We start from the raw sequence: 17825 nt of genomic DNA on the forward strand, positions 1-17825 counted from the left end.
AGCAAAAATCCGCTAGTTAACAAGACGATTCTTAATGTTTAAAATGTCTTGTACCTGTCATTACCATCGATAGATTGTTTTCGTTGCAATAATCGATGCTTAATTGGTCTTTTATAGAGCCTCCGGGTTGAATAACACTTTTTATTCCTGCATTATGAGCAATCTCTACACAATCTGGAAAAGGAAAAAAAGCATCACTTGCCATTACAGAGCCTTCTAGATCAAAATTAAAATTAGTTGCTTTTTCAATAGCTTGTCTTAAAGCATCAACTCTACTAGTTTGACCAGTACCACTAGCACACAACTGTTTGTTCTTTGCTAAAACAATCGTATTAGACTTTGTATGCTTGCAAATTTTAGAAGCAAATAATAAATCTTCTAACTCGCTATTAGTTGGTTTATTGTTGGTTGCGTATGTTAAATTATCTTTTGTATCTGTTTTTGAATCTTTGTCTTGTACTAAAAGACCATTTAAAGCAGTTCTAACATTTTGTTGAGGTAATTTAACTTCTTTTTGAATTAAAATAATTCTGTTTTTCTTTCCTTTTAAAATCTCTAAGGCGTCCTCGTCAAAAGAAGGTGCAATTACAACTTCGCAAAACAACTTATGAATTTCATCTGCTGTTGCTTTATCGATAGTTGAATTAGAAATTAAAATTCCACCAAACGCAGAAACTGGATCTCCGGCTAATGCATCTACATATGCCTGATGAATAGTTTTTCTTTGAGCAAAACCACAAGCATTGTTGTGTTTTAAGATGGCAAATGTTGGATCTTCTCCAATAAATTCACCCATCAGATTTACGGCTGCATCTACATCTAGTAGATTGTTATAACTTAATTCTTTTCCATGAAGTTTATCAAACATGTTGTCTAAATCTCCAAAGAAGTATCCTTTTTGATGTGGATTTTCACCATATCTCAATGTTTTTGAGATTGTTTCACTCGCTTTAAACACAACTTCTTCAGTGTTAAAATAATTAAAGATAGCTGTGTCATAATGAGATGAGATGTTAAATGATTTGGCAGCAAATCGTTTTCTATCTACTAATGTAGTTGCTCCATTATGATTGATATATAAATTTAAAAACTCTTTATATTGGCCCATTGAAGAGATGGTAAAAGTATCTTTAAAGTTCTTAGCAGCAGCTCTTATTAGAGAAATTCCACCAATATCTATTTTTTCTACGATGTCTTGTTCAGAAGCTCCCGAAGCCACAGTTTTTTCAAAAGGATATAAGTCAACAATTACCAAATCAATTTGAGGGATATCATATTCTGCTATTTCTGCTACATCTCCTTGGTGATCTTGTCTGTTTAAAATACCTCCAAAAACTTTAGGATGTAAAGTTTTAACTCTACCACCAAGAATAGATGGGTAAGAAGTAACATCTTCAACTGCTACTACAGGAATTCCCAATTCTTTAATAAATTTCTCTGTACCTCCGGTAGAATAGATAGTAACGTTGTTTTCGTTAAGTGCTTTAACGATAGGCTCTAATCCGTCTTTATGAAATACAGAAATAAGGGCAGATTTGATAAGTTTTGTGTTGCTCATAATGTTGTGTTGTTAAGCGCACAAAACTACTAAATGTGAGTTGTTAAAACAATAGAAACAAAACTGAATTAAGGAAACTTATTCCACTATTGTGAATAAACCTTTCTTCTAAAAGAATCTACTAGAATACTGTAGTTTCTGATTTCTTTTTCTCTCTTACGTTTTTTTATGCCTGTTCTATAAAGAACAGCATCAATAATAGATGTATGTTTTTTCATATTTCGGGGGATGGTTTAACTTAATAAAGTAAATGTAGTACTACACTGAATTTGTGTCAATACCCAAAAATGAGGAAATTTGCATGTCCCTATTTTTGGGGATGACACAAGTTTAAAGGACTGTTGGTTAGATAATAATAAGTTCTTTATTCAGCGCTTTCCAGAAAATCTCGAAACCAGTAGGTAAATTTATCTAATAAGGTTTCTTTTTCTTGAAGTTTTCTGGCGTACCTGCTACTGTAGGTAGCAGTTCTTTGTAGATCTTCTTTTTTCATTAGTAAGGGGGGTTTTAATGATTAATAGAAAATGTTAATATTTAACTAATATAAATATATTTTTAAAAACAACACCAATCAACCCCCATATTTAATGAATTTTCAGGCTCACTGTTTTTGGTGGTGTTAGAAAAGAGTAGCTACTTTAGAACATACAAATTCTAATAATTCTTCATCTTGATTTGTAAATGGATTTGCTGTGTGGGAATCGATATCTATCTGACCAATATTTTCTCCACCAACAAAAATTGGAATCACTATTTCAGATTTTACTTTCCAGCCACAGGAAATATAATTGTCTTGTTCAGAGACATCCTGTACAACAAAGTTTTCGTTGCTAACAGCTACTTGTCCACAAATACCTTTTCCAAAAGGAATAATGGTGTGTTCTGTTGGTTCGCCAGTATATTCGGCAAGTTTTAATTCTTCTTTGTTTCCATTGCGGAAATAAAAACCAACCCAATCATAATAAGAAATTTGAGCTTCTAAAAAATCACAAATGCTTTGTAATTTCTCGCTTTTAGATTTTTCTGACAAGATGATTTCCTTTATGGTATCTTTTAAAAGATTGATGTTCACGATTTTTCTATATTTGTGTTATTGCAAATTCAAGTAGCAAAATTAAACCAAAATCCTGATGAAAAAGCAAAGAAGTATTGTTCTTTTTCTAGTAAAATTTTTTGCTACTTATTTTATATTGTTCGCACTTTACTCTCTTTACTTACAAAATACTCAACAAAAAGAGGATGTTTTTGTTTGTTCACCTATAACAACTTCAGTAGCTGAGCAAACGGAAGCTGTTTTAAGTTTTTTAGGATATGATGCTGCTCATATGCAACATGAAGATGAGATGTCTGTAAAGTTGTTGCTAAACGGACACTATACAGCAAGAGTAATAGAAGGTTGTAATTCTTTGAGTATTATTATCTTATTTATATCATTTATTATAGCTTTTCCAGGTTCTATAAAATCTACATTACTTTTCGGTCTTTTCGGGAGTTTATTTATTTACGGAATTAATATTCTCAGAATAGCATTTCTAACAGTTATGCTATATAAATATCCAGACCAACAAGAATTTTTACATAATTTACTATTCCCAGCAATTATTTACGGGGCAACTTTCTTATTATGGGTTGTGTGGGTGCATAAGTTTTCAAATTATAAGAAATGAACAAATCGTTAAGAATCATATTAATCTTTATACTTTTTGGGTTGTTATTCCTAGTTAGAGCCTATGAGATGGATTTGTTTTATGATCCATTAATTGAATATTTTCAAAACGATTATTTATATAAACCTATTCCAGAAATCAATAGCTGGCATTTAGTAGTAGACATGTTGTTTAGATACACAATAAACTCTTTAATTACTTTGGGAATTATTTACATAATCTTTCATAATAAAAAGTATGTAAAATTTTCAGGATTTCTACTCATGTTCTCATTCATGATTATGATTGCAATATTTTCTATGCTATTAAGAACTAATTTTGAAGCAGGTTATCTTTTTCCTTTTTATATAAGACGATTTATTGTTCATCCATTATTTTTATTAATCTTACTGCCAGCATTCTTCTATCATCAAAGAATTACAAAAAAATAATTAACAAAATATTTAAAATTTAGATTGTAACTTTGCACTTAGCAATGCGAAAAACTGTTTTCAAAATAAAAGCAATATTTCTTGCGATTGTAGTTTTGGTATCCTCAAACTCATATGCAATAAGCTCTCACTTTTGTGGTGAGCAGTTAGTTGCTATTTCTTATTTTGGAGACGATGTTAGTTGTGCGATGGAAACAACTGGAGATGATTGTGATGATAAACAAACAGTTTCAAAGAAATGTTGTACTGATGTTTTAACGTTGATTGAAGGTGAAGACCTGATGACAACTTTAGACGTCAATACCAACTTCACACAACTAAGTTTTGCTGTAATTTTTGTAGCTTCCTATATTGATCTTTTTCAAGAAGTTGTCCTGAAAAAGAACGAAGTATTTAAAGACCTTCCTCCTCCAGATACAGAAGAAGATATTCAGGTGCTGCATCAGACTTTCCTGATTTGATTTTTTACGAATAGTCAGTTTTTTTCATCCTTAATAAAGGATGTATAGTCTATTATTAAAAAATTAAAATTTAACAATGAAAAAAATATGTATTAGCATTTTAATGCTAATTCCACTAATCTCATTCAGTCAACAAACGTTGAAAGGAATGATTATGGATAAAAGTTTTCCGAAAGGAGAACAAGGGGTCTTTGGGGCCAATGTCTATTGGTTAAACACCAACGTGGGAACTACAACAGATGAAAAAGGGTGGTTTTCTATTCCTTATAAGCAAGAGTACAAAAAATTGGTTATAAGCTATGTAGGATATAAAACTGATACGATCTCTGTTACTAGTATTCAAACAATTCATCATTTTTTGACTCCTGAAAACCAGTTAGAAGAGGTGCAAATCACTAGCAGGAAGCAGGCTACTCAGAAGTCATTTTTACAAACAGCTAATGTATTTACGGTAAATAGTGATGAGCTGCTAAAAGCTGCCTGTTGTAATTTGGCCGAAAGTTTTGAAACTAACCCATCAATTGATGTGAACTTTTCTGATGCTTTAACGGGAACTCGACAAATTCAAATGTTAGGTTTAAAGAGTCCTTATTTATTAATCTCACAAGAGAATATTCCTTCAATACGAGGAGCTGCGCAAGTTTTTGGGCTTACGTTTACTCCTGGTACTTGGGTAGAAAGTATTCAGATTACCAAAGGAGCAGGAAGTGTTATTAATGGATTTGAAAGTATTTCGGGACAAATCAATGCTGAATTGGTAAAACCACTTACTGATAAAAAATTCTTTTTAAATGCTTATGGTTCTTTAGGAGGAAGATTGGAATTAAATACACATTTCAATCAAAAATTATCTAAAAAATGGCAAACAGGTTTGTATATCCACGGAAACTATAGAGGAAATAAGTTTGATAGAAATGATGATGGCTTTTTAGATTTTCCGTTAGCTAATCAAATAAATTTGATGAATCGCTGGCAATATATTGATGCTGAAAAAGGCTGGGTGAGTTTTATCAATATTCGTTATATGAATGATTCTAAGCAAACAGGTCAATCAGATTTTGATCCAGATATAGATAGAGGAACAACGAATGCTTGGGGAGGAGAAATAGAAACGCAGAGACTCGATTTGTCTTCTAAAATTGGGTATGTATTTCCTGAATTACCGTTTCAAAGTTTTGGTTTTCAATTGGCTTATAGCAGTCATCAACAGGATTCTTATTTTGGTTTAAGAGATTATAATATTGATCATCATAGTATTTATTCAAACTTTTTGTTCAATTCTATTATTGGAGACACCAGAAACAAATTCACTACTGGAATTTCGTTTACTCATGATGGATATAATGAGTTGGTTGACACCAGAAATTTCAGAAGAATTGAAAATTCATTTGGAGTCTTTTTTGAATATGCTTATGACGATTTAGAGAAAGTAAGCTTTACTGCTGGATTACGATTGGATAGCCATAACCTATTAGGCACTTTTGTGAGTCCTCGTTTTCATTTCCGTTATGTTCCTTGGGAAAAATCGGCATTTCGTCTTTCTTTTGGACAAGGAAGAAAAAGCGCCAATATTTTTGCTGAAAATCAACAATTGTTTTCTAGCGGACGACAGATCAACCTTCAGCCTTCTGGAGGAAAAATTTATGGTTTAAATCCTGAAGTAGCTTGGAATTATGGAGTTTCGTTTATGCAAGGATTTAATTTGTTTGAGCGAAAAGGGAATATCACATTTGATTTTTACAGAACAGATTTTCAAAATCAAGTGGTAGTTGATTGGGAAAATCCACAAGAAATTTCTTTTTACAATCTTCAAGGAGATAGCTATGCGAATAGCTTTCAAGTAGAGATAAACCATCCTATATTGGAAAAGCTTGATGTAAGAGTAGCTTATAAATATTATGATGTGCAAACCGATTATACATCAGGTAAGTTGCTAAAGCCATTAACGCCTAATCATCGCTTTTTTGCGAATACATCTTATGAAACAGTTGAAAGATCAAATGGATCTCAATGGAAATTTGATCTTACTTACAATTTTATTGGAGAGCAAAGATTACCGAATACAAGTACAAATCCAATTCAATATCAATTGGCAGAATACTCTAATGGTTATAATCTGTTAAATGGACAAGTAACCAAAGTATTTTCTAAAAGATTTGAAGTGTATTTAGGAGGAGAAAATTTAACAAACGTAAAACAGAAAAACCCTATCTTAGCAAGTGATAATCCGTTTGGCAATAATTTTGATAGTACTATCATATATGCGCCTATATTTGGAAGAATGTTTTATAGCGGTTTACGATTTAAAATAGATTAAAAAAATGAAAAAAATTTTAGTAATTATAGCTTTTATGTTGATTGGAATGTCAGCACAAGCGCAAAAAAAGAATGCAAAAGTTTCTATAGAAGTAGACGGTGTTTGTATGATGTGTAAAAAAAGAATTGAAAAAGCAGCGTTGAGCACAAAAGGAGTAAAATTTGCAGTTTGGAACGTAAATACTCATATGCTTTCTTTAATCATTGATGAGAGAAAAACGAATGTGAAAACAATTCAAAAAAAGATGGCTTCTGTAGGTCATGATACGAAAGCTGTTAAGGCTTCTGATGAGGCTTACAATTCTGTTGATCCTTGTTGCAAGTATCGAGATCAAAAAGTAGTTGATGCACATAAAAAAGGTGATGGGCATTAATGTGTTAACAATATTTCAGAACAAAAAAGCCTTAAGAAATTAAGGCTTTTTTTATTGTCATTCGTTAAGAACCATTAATAAGCTATCACAACTTTTAATGGCTAAATTAGATGCTCTTTTTTTCATTAATAAAGAACCGCTCATACTTTGAATAATGTTTTTAAGGAGCCTTTCATTTTCAGTAGGTTTTTCACCTTTTCTCATTTTATCATAATCAATATTTTCTATAAAATACTTTCCTAAATAATCTCTATGAATTACTTCTTGACGCTCGTAAGCTTCTAGTAAAGACTTCTGTCCTGAATAATACTTTTCGATAGCTTTTCTCTTGTCGAAATCATTAATAAGACTTAGATCACCTGAATTAATGAGTGTTTGATAAGTAATATTGTTAGGAGTAAAAGTAATCAGGTTAGCAATTTGAAATACTTTAAATATAGGTTTTCTTTTAATGGAAGGATCTCTGAAATCTGAAAGAATACTCTGGGTAGTTTTTATCTTAGCATCAATCTCTATAATATTTTGACCTAATTGCTTTTTATCTGCTTCTAGATCTTTCTTTAAATTGGATATGTACTGTTGTTTAAGTTCGCTTGTTTTTAAATTATCGGCATACTTGTTAATACCAAAGGCAATAGAGATTCCAATTATAACAATTAGAATTTCACCAAAAGCATATCTAAAATTTATTTTTTTCATTTTTTGGAAAGTTGATTCACTAAAGTTATAAAAAAAAGCGCTTCAAAATTTGAAGCGCTTTTATATGATTTATGTTGAATGTCTTTTACATCATTCCTGGCATTCCACCGCCCATTGGAGGCATTCCACCACCAGCAGGAGCATCTTCTTTAATATCAACTAAAGCACACTCTGTAGTAAGAATCATTCCAGCTACTGATGCCGCATTTTCTAGGGCAACACGAGTTACTTTTTTAGGGTCGATAATACCAGCTTCTAGCATATCTACATAAGCTTCAGATTTTGCATCATATCCAAACCCTTTTTTACCTTCTAAAACTTTATTAATAACCACAGATCCTTCACCTCCAGCATTTTCAACAATTGTTCTTAACGGAGATTCAATTGCTCTGTTTACAATTTGTACACCAGTTACTTCGTCTAAGTTATCAGTTGTGATTTTTTCTAAGGTTTTCTTAGCTCTTACCAAAGCAACTCCACCACCAGCTACAATTCCTTCTTCAACAGCTGCACGGGTAGCATGTAAAGCATCATCAACTCTGTCTTTCTTTTCTTTCATTTCTACTTCAGAAGCAGCACCAACATAAAGTACGGCAACACCTCCAGCTAATTTAGCCAAACGTTCTTGAAGCTTTTCTTTATCATAATCAGAAGTAGTTGTCTCGATTTGAGCTTTGATTTGATTTACTCTAGCTTTAATAGCTTCAGCATCTCCATTTCCGTTTACGATAGTCGTATTATCCTTATCTATTGTTACGGTTTCAGCAGTTCCTAAAAGATCTAAAGTTGCATTTTCTAAAGAGAAACCTCTTTCTTCAGAAATAACTGTTCCGCCAGTTAAAATTGCAATGTCTTCTAGCATAGCTTTTCTTCTATCTCCAAAACCAGGTGCTTTTACTGCGGCAATTTTTAAACCTCCTCTTAATTTATTTACTACTAAAGTTGCCAATGCTTGTCCTTCAACATCTTCAGCAACAATTAAAAGAGGTCTTCCAGATTGAGCTACAGGCTCTAAAATTGGAAGGATTTCCTGAAGATTTGATATCTTTTTGTCAAATAATAAGATGTAAGGATTTTCTAAATCTGCAATCATTTTATCTGCATCAGTAACAAAATAAGGAGATAAATATCCTCTGTCAAACTGCATTCCCTCTACAACATCTACATATGTGTCTGTTCCTTTTGCTTCTTCAACAGTAATCACTCCTTCTTTTCCAACTTTACCAAATGCAGTAGCAATTAATTCTCCAATTGTACTGTCGTTATTTGCAGAGATAGAAGCCACTTGTTGAATTTTCTCAGAAGTATCTCCAACTTTTTCAGCTTGTTTTTCTAAATCAGAGGTAATAGCCTTAACAGCTTTGTCGATTCCTCTTTTTAAATCCATTGGATTTGCTCCAGCAGCAACATTTTTCAATCCTTCTTTAACAATTGCTTGCGCTAGAACAGTTGCAGTTGTTGTTCCATCACCAGCTAAATCATTAGTTTTAGAAGCTACTTCTTTTACCATTTGAGCTCCCATATTTTCTAGCTCGTCTTCTAACTCAACTTCTTTTGCTACAGAAACTCCATCTTTGGTTACGGTTGGCGCTCCAAATGATTTCGAGATAATTACATTTCTTCCTTTAGGACCTAATGTAACTTTTACTGCGTTTGCTAAAGCATCTACACCTCTTTTTAGGCCGTCTCTAGCATCTACGTCAAACTTTATGTCTTTTGCCATATCGATTCGTTTTATAAAATTAAATGATAGCTAAGATGTCGCTTTCGCGCATCATTAAATAATCTTTTCCTTCAAACTTTAAATCTGTTCCACCATATTTTCCGTATAAAACAGTATCTCCAACTTTTACAGTTAATGGTTCGTCTTTTTTTCCGTTTCCTACGGCAACAACAGTTCCTTTTTGAGGTTTTTCTTTAGCGTTGTCTGGAATAATAATACCTGAAGCGGTAGTAGTTTCGGCTGCAGCGGGTTCTACTAGAACTCTATCTGCTAAAGGCTGAATATTCAATCCCATTATATTTTATTTTAGTTAATGTAATTTTTATGTTTTCTCAATAGTCAGAAATTATGCCATTAGATTGAAACTGCCATTTTTTCAAGATGAACAATTGAGAACGTATTTTAGGGTAAAAAAAATGCCAACGTGTCATTTCGTTGGCATTCTTTTATTTATAACTTTACTCCAATTACTGAACTGAGTCGTTAGTAGATGGAGGTGTAGTATTTGTTGTTGGAGCGGTAGTATTTACATCATTAATTGTGTTGTCTATATTTACTCCGCTATTGTTTCCTCTTGGAATAGCAAAATTTGCTAACAAAATTAAAGCAAACATTGCAATGGCTAATGTCCAAGTAGTTCTGTCTAAAAAATTATTTGTGTTCTGAACACCACCTATAGATTGTGCTCCGCCACCACCAAAAGATGAAGATAATCCTCCTCCTTTAGGATTTTGCACCATAACGATTAATATTAATGCTACAGCAATAATCAAGATTAATATTAAAAAGGCTGTATAACTCATGATTTATTTTTTTGTAAAATTCTGATTCTTTTAATTTGGTCTGCAAAGAAACCACTTTTTTCTGGATATTTCAAACTTAATATCTCGTAGGCTTTTATAGCTTTTGAAAACTTTTTTTGCTCAAGATATACTTTTGCTAAAGTCTCTGTCATTAGAGATTTATCTACTTTGTTTTTTGGAATATCTATGTCTACTTTTTCTCCTTTGTCAACAGGATTAATTTTCGGATTGTTTTCTATAAAACGATCTATAAGTTGAAACTTATCTAATTTTTTTTCTTCCTTTCTAACAATAGGTTTTCTGGCAGCTAATTGGAGCCATTCATTAAAAGAATGTGCTTCTTTAGAATTAAAATCAATGGGCTTTCCTAAGTCTAATTCTTTTTCAATTACTTCAATTTCTTTGACAGCTACAGCAGGTTCTTCTTTTGAAATTTTCTCAGAAATCTGCTGGTGAATATCTGCTTTGTTTTGAAAATTTTTCGAAGTTATAAAGTCAAATAAAACAGCTCTGTCGGTTGTGTAAGCCGCTGTGGTTTTTAGCTCGTTATTATAACGAAAACTATCTTGATTTTTTAATCCTTTTAAATACAAGGCTCTTGCAGATTGAAAAAAAGGATATTCTTTAATGATAGATTTTAGTTCAGAAACCTGCTCGTTTTTTAACTCTTCAGGTTTATATAATAGTTGAGAATATGTTTCTGTAGACATTACCATTTTCCAATAGAAGCATTAAAGATATCTTGAATAATTCGTTCTAAAATCTCTTCTAAAGCAGCATCTAATACACCTCCTGTTAATTGAGAATTTGCATCAAAATCTGAATAAAATGAAAAACGCTTTTCGAAATCATCTTCTTCTTTTAAACGATTGTAAAAACGAACATTTACAGTAATTGTTAACCTGTTCTGAGCAGCTGTTTGTTGAGAAGTAGCACTCATGGGGTTTACTCGGTAATCAACAATTTCTCCTTCAAATCGTAAATCTCCACCACCAGGGACTTGAGTTAAATTGGTTTGTCGTAAGAACAAATCTTGCATGTCTTGAGTGAAGCGTTGGCTTAAAGTTGGTTCTACCAAGGTTGACTGATTTGGGAAAAAATCAATTTGAATGGTTTTTGCATTTCCAACATTTCCAGTGTTAAACTTGTAAGCTCCACAACCTAAAAAAGTTAAACAACATATAGCGATAAAGAAAAAAGAGATGTTTTTTTTCATAAGTTTTTCAAATGTACAAATTCATTATAAATCATACTGTTTTATTTTACGGTACAAAGTTCGTTCCGAAATTCCCAACTCTTTTGCTGCTAGTTTTCTCTTTTTATGTTTTTCTAATGATCGCTTAATCATCTCAATTTCTTTCTCCTGTAAAGATAAATTCTCATCTTCTTCTACAGCTTCTATAAAATCGTAATTGCTTTGATCTGTTTGCTGTGGAATTTGTACAACTTCTACAGGATGTATTTCGTCATTCTGTTCTTGATAAATTTTCTCAATTAATTGATGATTTTCAGCTTGCACTTGTTCAGAGTTTCCGTTTTGCATTAAATCCAGAGTCAATTTTTTAAGATCATTGATATCATTTCTCATATCAAACAAAATCTTGTACATAATATCTCTTTCTGTAGCAAAATCGTTTGCATCTTTTGTTTTTCCAATCACAGCAGGAAGGTTTCCTGATTGATTTGGTAAATATTGCTGCAATTTTGAACCTGTTATAGTACGATTTTCTTCAACAACAGAAATTTGTTCTGCTAAGTTTCTTAATTGTCGAATATTACCAGGGAAACGGTAATTTAAAAGTAAATTAGTGGCGTTCTCGTCTAATCGAATAGTAGGCATTCTATATTTCTGAGCAAAATCAGCTGCAAACTTTCTAAATAATAAATGAATATCTTCATTTCTTTCTCGTAAAGCAGGCAAGTGAATCTCGATAGTGCTTAAACGATAATAAAGGTCTTCTCTAAATTTTTCCTTGGCAATAGCTTCTTGCATGTTAATGTTTGTAGCGGCTACAATTCTAACATTTGTTTTTTGTACTTGAGAGGACCCAACTTTAATGAATTCTCCATTCTCAAGAACTCTTAACAAGCGCACTTGTGTAGTTAAAGGTAATTCTCCAACTTCATCTAAGAAAATCGTACCTCCATCTGCTACTTCAAAGTATCCTTTTCTAGTTGCAGTAGCTCCAGTAAACGCTCCTTTTTCATGGCCAAAAAGTTCACTATCTATGGTTCCTTCCGGAATAGCACCGCAATTCACGGCAATATATTTTGCATGCTTTCTATGAGAAAGTTGATGAATGATCTTTGGAATGTTCTCTTTTCCAACACCACTTTCTCCTGTAACCAATACAGAAATATCGGTAGGAGCAACTCGAACAGCTTTTTCTAAAGCCCGATTGAGTTGTATGTCATTGCCAATGATGCCAAATCGTTGTTTGATGGCTTGAAGATTCTCCATAACTAATTGTTTTCGGAATATCCTTGTGCGGTTCCTAATAGAGTAGTTGAAGTACAATCTTCAATCTTTACATTCACAAAATCACCCATTTTGTAGTTTTCTTTTGGGAATACTACTACGGTGTTTTGCGTGTTACGTCCTTTCCAATGTGAATCGGATTTTTTTGAAGTTCCTTCAATTAAAACTTCTTGAACTTGACCAACATATTGTTGTGTTCTATATAAACTGTGCTTTTGTTGTAAATTGATAATTTCTTGAAGTCTACGTTTTTTAGTTTCCAACGGAATATCATCTTCCATTTTTTTAGCCGCTAGAGTACCAGGTCTTTCAGAATAAGCAAACATAAAACCAAAGCTATACTTCACATGCTCCATCAAATCGAGAGTGTCTTGGTGGTCTTGTTCTGTTTCGCCGCAAAATCCAGCAATCATATCTTGACTTAATGCCATTTCAGGAATGATTTTGTATATGCTATCAACCAATTCCATGTATTCTTCTCTAGTGTGTTGGCGATTCATAGCTTTTAACATAGCATTACTTCCACTTTGTACAGGCAAATGAATATACTTGCAAATGTTTGGATGTTTTGCCATTGTATGAATTACATCTAAACTCATGTCTTGAGGGTTGGAAGTGGAGAAACGAAATCGCATTTTAGGAAACTCAGATGCACATATATCTAGTAATTGAGCAAAGTCTACTGCAGTTGCTTGCGCCATTTCTGATGCTTTCTTAAAATCTTTTTTTAAGCCTCCTCCGTACCATAAATAACTGTCAACATTTTGTCCTAATAGTGTAATCTCTTTGAAATTCTTTTCCTGCATAGAGCGTATTTCTTCAATAATACTCTTTGGGTCACGACTTCTTTCACGCCCTCTTGTAAAAGGGACAACACAAAAAGTACACATGTTATCACATCCTCTTGTAATAGATACAAAGGCAGAAACTCCGTTAGAGTTTAATCGAACTGGAGAAACGTCGCCATAAGTTTCATCTTTAGAAAGAATTACATTTACAGCATCACGCCCGGCTTCTACTTCTTCAATTAAGTTAGGAAGGTCTCTGTAGGCATCTGGTCCTACCACCAAGTCTACAATTTTCTCTTCTTCTAAGAATTTTTCTTTCAAGCGTTCTGCCATACAACCCAAAACACCAACTTTCATTGTTGGATTTATTTTTTTTACAGCGTTGTATTTTTTTAAGCGGTTTCTAACAGTCGTCTCAGCTTTTTCTCGAATCGAACAAGTGTTTACCAATACCAAATCAGCATCTTCAATAGATTGGGTTGTATTAAAACCTTGTTCAGAAAGAATAGATGCTACGATTTCGCTATCATTCATATTCATCTGACACCCATAGCTTTCTATGAAGAGTTTTTTTGAATTCCCTTCTTTATTTTCTGTTACAAGAGCCTTTCCTTGTATTTTTTCATCAATTACTTTCTCAATCTGTTTCATATTCAAAAATTGGTTACAAAGATACAACCAAAATGGAAAAAATATGACAAATTGGCAGAAAAAAATATTTCCTTTAGATGAGTGAAAAACCCTTAGATTTTCATTAAAATAGTTACAATAAAAAAAAACTATATACTTTTGCATTCCAAAATCATTTTCAAAAAGGACTTGATTTTGCTGATAATTTAGAAGATATATGGCAAAGAATTTAGTGATAGTCGAGTCGCCTGCGAAGGCAAAAACCATTGAAAAATTTTTAGGGAAAGACTTTCAAGTTGAGTCTAGTTTTGGGCATATTGCTGACCTTCCTGCAAAGGAGTTAGGAGTGAATGTTGATGGAGATTTTAGGCCTAAATATATCGTGTCTTCTGATAAGAAATCGGTTGTTAAAAAATTAAAAGATTTAGCAAAGAAGGCAGAAGTAGTTTGGTTAGCTAGTGATGAGGATCGTGAAGGAGAAGCAATTGCATGGCATTTAGCTGAACAACTAAAGTTAAAAGAAGAGAACACCAAACGAATTGTTTTTCACGAGATAACCAAAAAAGCAATTTTACATGCAGTAGAAAATCCAAGAAACATAAACTATAACTTAGTAAATGCTCAACAAGCTCGTAGAGTTTTAGATAGATTAGTTGGTTATGAGTTATCTCCAGTATTATGGAGAAAAGTAAAAGGAGGTTTATCTGCTGGAAGAGTTCAATCTGTTGCAGTACGTTTAATTGTAGAAAAAGAACGTGAAATAGAAAACTTTACTCCTGTTGCTACTTATAGAGTAGATGCTGAATTTATTAATTCTAATGGAAAAAAATTCAAAGGAAAATTAGCTAAGAATTTTTCCTCAAAAGAAGAAGCCGAAGCATTTTTGAAGAATTGTATTGGTGCTATTCATAGCATAGCTGATTTGCAAAAAAAGCCAGCTAAAAAATCACCAGCGGCACCATTTACTACATCAACATTGCAACAAGAAGCTTCTAGGAAATTAGGGTTTCCAGTAGCAAAAACCATGTTGATGGCCCAAAGATTGTATGAAGCAGGATTAATTACTTATATGAGAACAGATAGTGTAAATCTGTCTGAAGATGCAAAGAATGCTGCTCAAGCTGAGATTATTTCTTCTTATGGTGAAGAGTTTAGCAAGCCTAGGAATTTTTCTACTAAAGCGAAAGGAGCTCAAGAAGCTCACGAAGCCATTCGCCCTACAAATATGAGCAAGCATACTGTTTCAGTAGATTATGATCAAGACCGCTTGTATGCTTTAATATGGAGAAGAACATTGGCTTCTCAGATGTCTGAAGCGCAATTTGAAAGGACTGTTGTGAAAATTAATAATAACAAAAACGAGAAACAGTTTGTTGCTAATGGAGAGGTAATCACTTTCGAAGGATTTTTAAAAGTTTACCTTGAAGGAACAGATCATGATGATGAAGAGCAAGCTGGAATGCTTCCGAAATTAGAAGTAGGAGAAGTTTTAAATAACCAGTCAATTACGGCTACAGAAAGGTATTCAAAACCTCCATACAGATATACTGAAGCATCTTTAGTAAAAAGATTAGAAGAGTTAGGAATAGGAAGACCTTCTACATATGCGCCAACCATTTCTACAATTCAAAGGAGAGACTATATAGCCAAAGGTACTGTTGAAGGAACTGAAAGAAAATATACTCAGTTTGTATTGGTAAACGGAGAGGTGAATTCTAAAATATTGACTGAAAAAGTAGGGTCTGACAAAGGAAAATTAGTTCCAACTGATATTGGAAATATTGTAAATGACTTTTTAGTAGAGAATTTTTCTAGCATCCTTGATTTTGGGTTTACAGCCAAAGTGGAAAATGAATTTGATGAAATAGCTGATGGAAAAGAAGATTGGACTTCTATGATTAAAGAGTTTTATCAAGATTTTCATGTAACTGTTGAAGATGTTGCTCAAAATGCAGATAGAGCTAAAGGACAAAGATTGTTAGGAATTGATCCTGAAACAGGAAAAAATGTATATGTCCGTCTAGGAAGATATGGTGCTATGGTTCAGATTGGGGAAGCTACTGATGAAGAAAAGCCGAAGTTTGCAAGTTTGCAAGGAGAACAAACTATGAACAATATTACATATGAAGAAGCGCTAGATCTTTTTAAACTTCCCAAAACATTAGGTGATTATGAAGGTGAAGAAGTAGTTGTTGCCAATGGGCGCTTTGGTCCTTATGTTCGCTTTGGAAAAATGTTTGTTTCTTTAGATAAAGGAGAAAACCCTATGTCTGTAGATATGAATAGAGCTGTTGAGCTTATTCAAGCGAAACGTAAAGCAGATGCACCTATAGGAAGTTATCAAGATCTTCCCATCCAGAAAGGAGTTGGAAGGTTTGGACCTTTTATCAAATGGAACTCTATGTTCATAAATGTGAATAAGAAATATGACTTTGATAATCTTTCTCAATCTGACATGGAAGAGTTGATAGAGGATAAGTTGAAAAAAGAAAGAGAAAAACTAATTCACAGTTGGGATGATGTTAAAATACGTGTAGAAAAGGCAAGATGGGGAAGATTTAATGTTATTAAAGGGAAGATTAAAGTTGAACTTCCAAAGACCACAGATATTGATAAAATAACAAAAGAAGAAGCAATTAAATTAATAGAATCCAAAACCCCAAAAAAGAAAACTGCAAAAAAGAAATAAGAAATCATTATCTTGCAAAAGTTTTTTTAGATTTTTAAATGAACTCTGACTTTTTATCCCCTATAAAAGATTCTGTAGTTGCACATTCCGTGTTACTACCTTCCAATAGTCTTGGTAGAACCTTTCTTGTACATTCTCAAACGGATGGATTTCCTGATTTGAGTGATGTTCAAATGGCTATTGTTGGTGTAGAAGAAGATAGAAATACAGAAGATAACTTTGGAAGCGGAAAAGACTTGCATCACATACGCAGACATTTGTATCAGTTATTTCCAGGTAATTGGAGTACAAAAATTGCCGATTTAGGAAACATCAAGAAGGGAAATGCTACTTCAGATACTCACTTTGCAGTTACTCAAGTTGTAAGAGATTTACTTAAGAAAAATATCATTCCAATTATTATAGGAGGAGGTCAAGATGCTACTTTTTCTAATTACAGAGCTTATGATCAATTAGAGCAAACGGTAAATTTGGTTGCTGTTGATAGCATGTTCGATTTAGGAACATTAGAAGATGAGTTGTCTTCTAAGTCTTATTTAAGTAAGATTATTATGCAAGAGCCTAATAATTTATTCAATTATAGCAACATAGGATATCAGACTTATTTCAACTCTCAGGAAGAAATCAATCTGATTCATAGTTTGAATTTTGATGCATTTAGGTTAGGAGAAGCAAAAAAGTTAGAAATTGTTGAGCCAGTATTTAGAGATGCAGATATCGTTAGTATAGATATAGGAGCTGTTAGGCAAAGCGATGCGCCAGCAAATAATAATGTATCTCCAAATGGATTTTATGGAGAGGAAATATGCGCTATAGCAAGATACGCAGGGATAAGTGATAAAGTATCTTCATTCGGAATTTACGAGTATAATTCTAAATATGATTCTAATTATCAAACAGCACATTTAATAGCTCAGATGATTTGGTATTTTATTGAAGGAGTTAACTTTAGAGCAAAAGATTATCCTTTCAGTACAAAAGAAGATTATCAAAAATTTACAGTTTTATTAGATAATGATGACCCTATCAATTTTTACAAAAGCGACAAGACTGGAAGATGGTGGATGGAGATAAATTTGATAAAGGATAATAAATATAAAAGACATGCGTTAATACCATGTACCTATCAGGATTATTTAGAAACTACTGAGCAAGTTATTCCTGAAAGGTGGTTTAAGGCACAAAGAAAAATGGTTTAAGTACAAGA

18 protein-coding genes are annotated in these 17825 nt (G+C 32.8%); 7 read left to right on the forward strand and 11 right to left on the reverse strand.

Annotated features, from left to right (window positions below; translation table 11 throughout):
- Positions 1 to 31: 31 nt before the first annotated feature.
- The 3 genes from purH to AAON49_RS13390 form a co-directional block, all read right to left on the reverse strand.
- Positions 32 to 1558: a bifunctional phosphoribosylaminoimidazolecarboxamide formyltransferase/IMP cyclohydrolase gene (gene purH, locus AAON49_RS13380; RefSeq protein WP_349555302.1), complete on the reverse strand. Its 1527-nt coding sequence runs from the start codon at positions 1556 to 1558 to the stop codon at positions 32 to 34.
- Positions 1559 to 1644: 86 nt separating this feature from the next.
- Positions 1645 to 1776 carry a hypothetical protein gene (locus tag AAON49_RS13385; protein WP_349555304.1) on the reverse strand — a complete coding sequence of 44 codons (132 nt, stop codon included), beginning with the start codon at positions 1774 to 1776 and terminating at the stop codon, positions 1645 to 1647.
- A gap of 401 nt (positions 1777 to 2177) precedes the next feature.
- Positions 2178 to 2630, reverse strand: coding sequence for an XrtF-associated fRMsr-like GAF protein (locus AAON49_RS13390; protein WP_502942986.1), 453 nt, complete (start codon positions 2628 to 2630; stop codon positions 2178 to 2180).
- 58 nt (positions 2631 to 2688) lie between these two features.
- Here AAON49_RS13390 and xrtF point away from each other — a divergent pair, with 58 nt between their 5' ends.
- From xrtF to AAON49_RS13415, 5 genes are all read left to right on the forward strand, one after another.
- On the forward strand, positions 2689 to 3225 hold the full coding sequence (gene xrtF / locus AAON49_RS13395; protein ID WP_349555306.1) for an exosortase family protein XrtF: 537 nt from the start codon (positions 2689 to 2691) through the stop codon (positions 3223 to 3225).
- Positions 3222 to 3656, forward strand: a complete 435-nt coding sequence (locus AAON49_RS13400) for an exosortase F system-associated membrane protein (protein ID WP_349555307.1) — start codon at positions 3222 to 3224, stop codon at positions 3654 to 3656. Before xrtF ends, AAON49_RS13400 begins: the two co-directional genes overlap by 4 nt.
- 44 nt (positions 3657 to 3700) lie before the next feature.
- Entirely contained in the window at positions 3701 to 4117 is a 417-nt protein-coding gene (locus tag AAON49_RS13405) for an HYC_CC_PP family protein (RefSeq protein WP_349555308.1), read from the forward strand.
- A gap of 76 nt (positions 4118 to 4193) precedes the next feature.
- Entirely contained in the window at positions 4194 to 6434 is a 2241-nt protein-coding gene (locus tag AAON49_RS13410) for a TonB-dependent receptor (RefSeq protein WP_349555310.1), read from the forward strand.
- Between the two features lie 4 nt (positions 6435 to 6438).
- Complete coding sequence (locus AAON49_RS13415) at positions 6439 to 6807, forward strand: heavy-metal-associated domain-containing protein (RefSeq protein WP_349555312.1); 369 nt, start codon at positions 6439 to 6441, stop codon at positions 6805 to 6807.
- Positions 6808 to 6864: 57 nt separating this feature from the next.
- Here AAON49_RS13415 and AAON49_RS13420 read toward each other — a convergent pair whose 3' ends face one another.
- The 8 genes from AAON49_RS13420 to miaB form a co-directional block, all read right to left on the reverse strand.
- Positions 6865 to 7506: a DUF6090 family protein gene (locus tag AAON49_RS13420; RefSeq protein WP_349555314.1), complete on the reverse strand. Its 642-nt coding sequence runs from the start codon at positions 7504 to 7506 to the stop codon at positions 6865 to 6867.
- 85 nt (positions 7507 to 7591) lie between these two features.
- Positions 7592 to 9229, reverse strand: a complete 1638-nt coding sequence (groL, locus tag AAON49_RS13425; RefSeq protein ID WP_349555316.1) for a chaperonin GroEL — start codon at positions 9227 to 9229, stop codon at positions 7592 to 7594.
- A 19-nt stretch (positions 9230 to 9248) separates the two neighbouring features.
- Entirely contained in the window at positions 9249 to 9524 is a 276-nt protein-coding gene (locus AAON49_RS13430; RefSeq protein ID WP_349555317.1) for a co-chaperone GroES, read from the reverse strand.
- A 172-nt stretch (positions 9525 to 9696) separates the two neighbouring features.
- Positions 9697 to 10032: a preprotein translocase subunit SecG gene (gene secG, locus AAON49_RS13435; RefSeq protein ID WP_349555318.1), complete on the reverse strand. Its 336-nt coding sequence runs from the start codon at positions 10030 to 10032 to the stop codon at positions 9697 to 9699.
- Positions 10029 to 10742 carry a DUF8458 domain-containing protein gene (locus AAON49_RS13440; RefSeq protein ID WP_349555319.1) on the reverse strand — a complete coding sequence of 238 codons (714 nt, stop codon included), beginning with the start codon at positions 10740 to 10742 and terminating at the stop codon, positions 10029 to 10031. Before AAON49_RS13440 ends, secG begins: the two co-directional genes overlap by 4 nt.
- Positions 10742 to 11248, reverse strand: a complete 507-nt coding sequence (locus AAON49_RS13445; protein WP_349555320.1) for an LptE family protein — start codon at positions 11246 to 11248, stop codon at positions 10742 to 10744. The genes AAON49_RS13440 and AAON49_RS13445 overlap by 1 nt, the downstream gene beginning before the upstream one ends.
- A gap of 24 nt (positions 11249 to 11272) precedes the next feature.
- A complete protein-coding gene (locus tag AAON49_RS13450; protein WP_349555321.1) occupies positions 11273 to 12493 on the reverse strand; it encodes a sigma 54-interacting transcriptional regulator in 1221 nt (406 codons plus the stop codon).
- Between the two features lie 2 nt (positions 12494 to 12495).
- Positions 12496 to 13950 carry a tRNA (N6-isopentenyl adenosine(37)-C2)-methylthiotransferase MiaB gene (gene miaB / locus AAON49_RS13455; protein ID WP_349555322.1) on the reverse strand — a complete coding sequence of 485 codons (1455 nt, stop codon included), beginning with the start codon at positions 13948 to 13950 and terminating at the stop codon, positions 12496 to 12498.
- Positions 13951 to 14146: 196 nt separating this feature from the next.
- On the opposite strand from miaB, the gene topA reads away from it, so the two are divergent.
- Positions 14147 to 16618: a type I DNA topoisomerase gene (topA, locus tag AAON49_RS13460; RefSeq protein ID WP_349555323.1), complete on the forward strand. Its 2472-nt coding sequence runs from the start codon at positions 14147 to 14149 to the stop codon at positions 16616 to 16618.
- 38 nt (positions 16619 to 16656) lie between these two features.
- Positions 16657 to 17817 carry a formimidoylglutamase gene (locus AAON49_RS13465; RefSeq protein ID WP_349555324.1) on the forward strand — a complete coding sequence of 387 codons (1161 nt, stop codon included), beginning with the start codon at positions 16657 to 16659 and terminating at the stop codon, positions 17815 to 17817.
- Positions 17818 to 17825: the final 8 nt, after the last annotated feature.

Origin of the sequence: Pseudotenacibaculum sp. MALMAid0570 (assembly GCF_040151415.1) — a bacterium.
Lineage (GTDB): Bacteria > Bacteroidota > Bacteroidia > Flavobacteriales > Flavobacteriaceae > Polaribacter.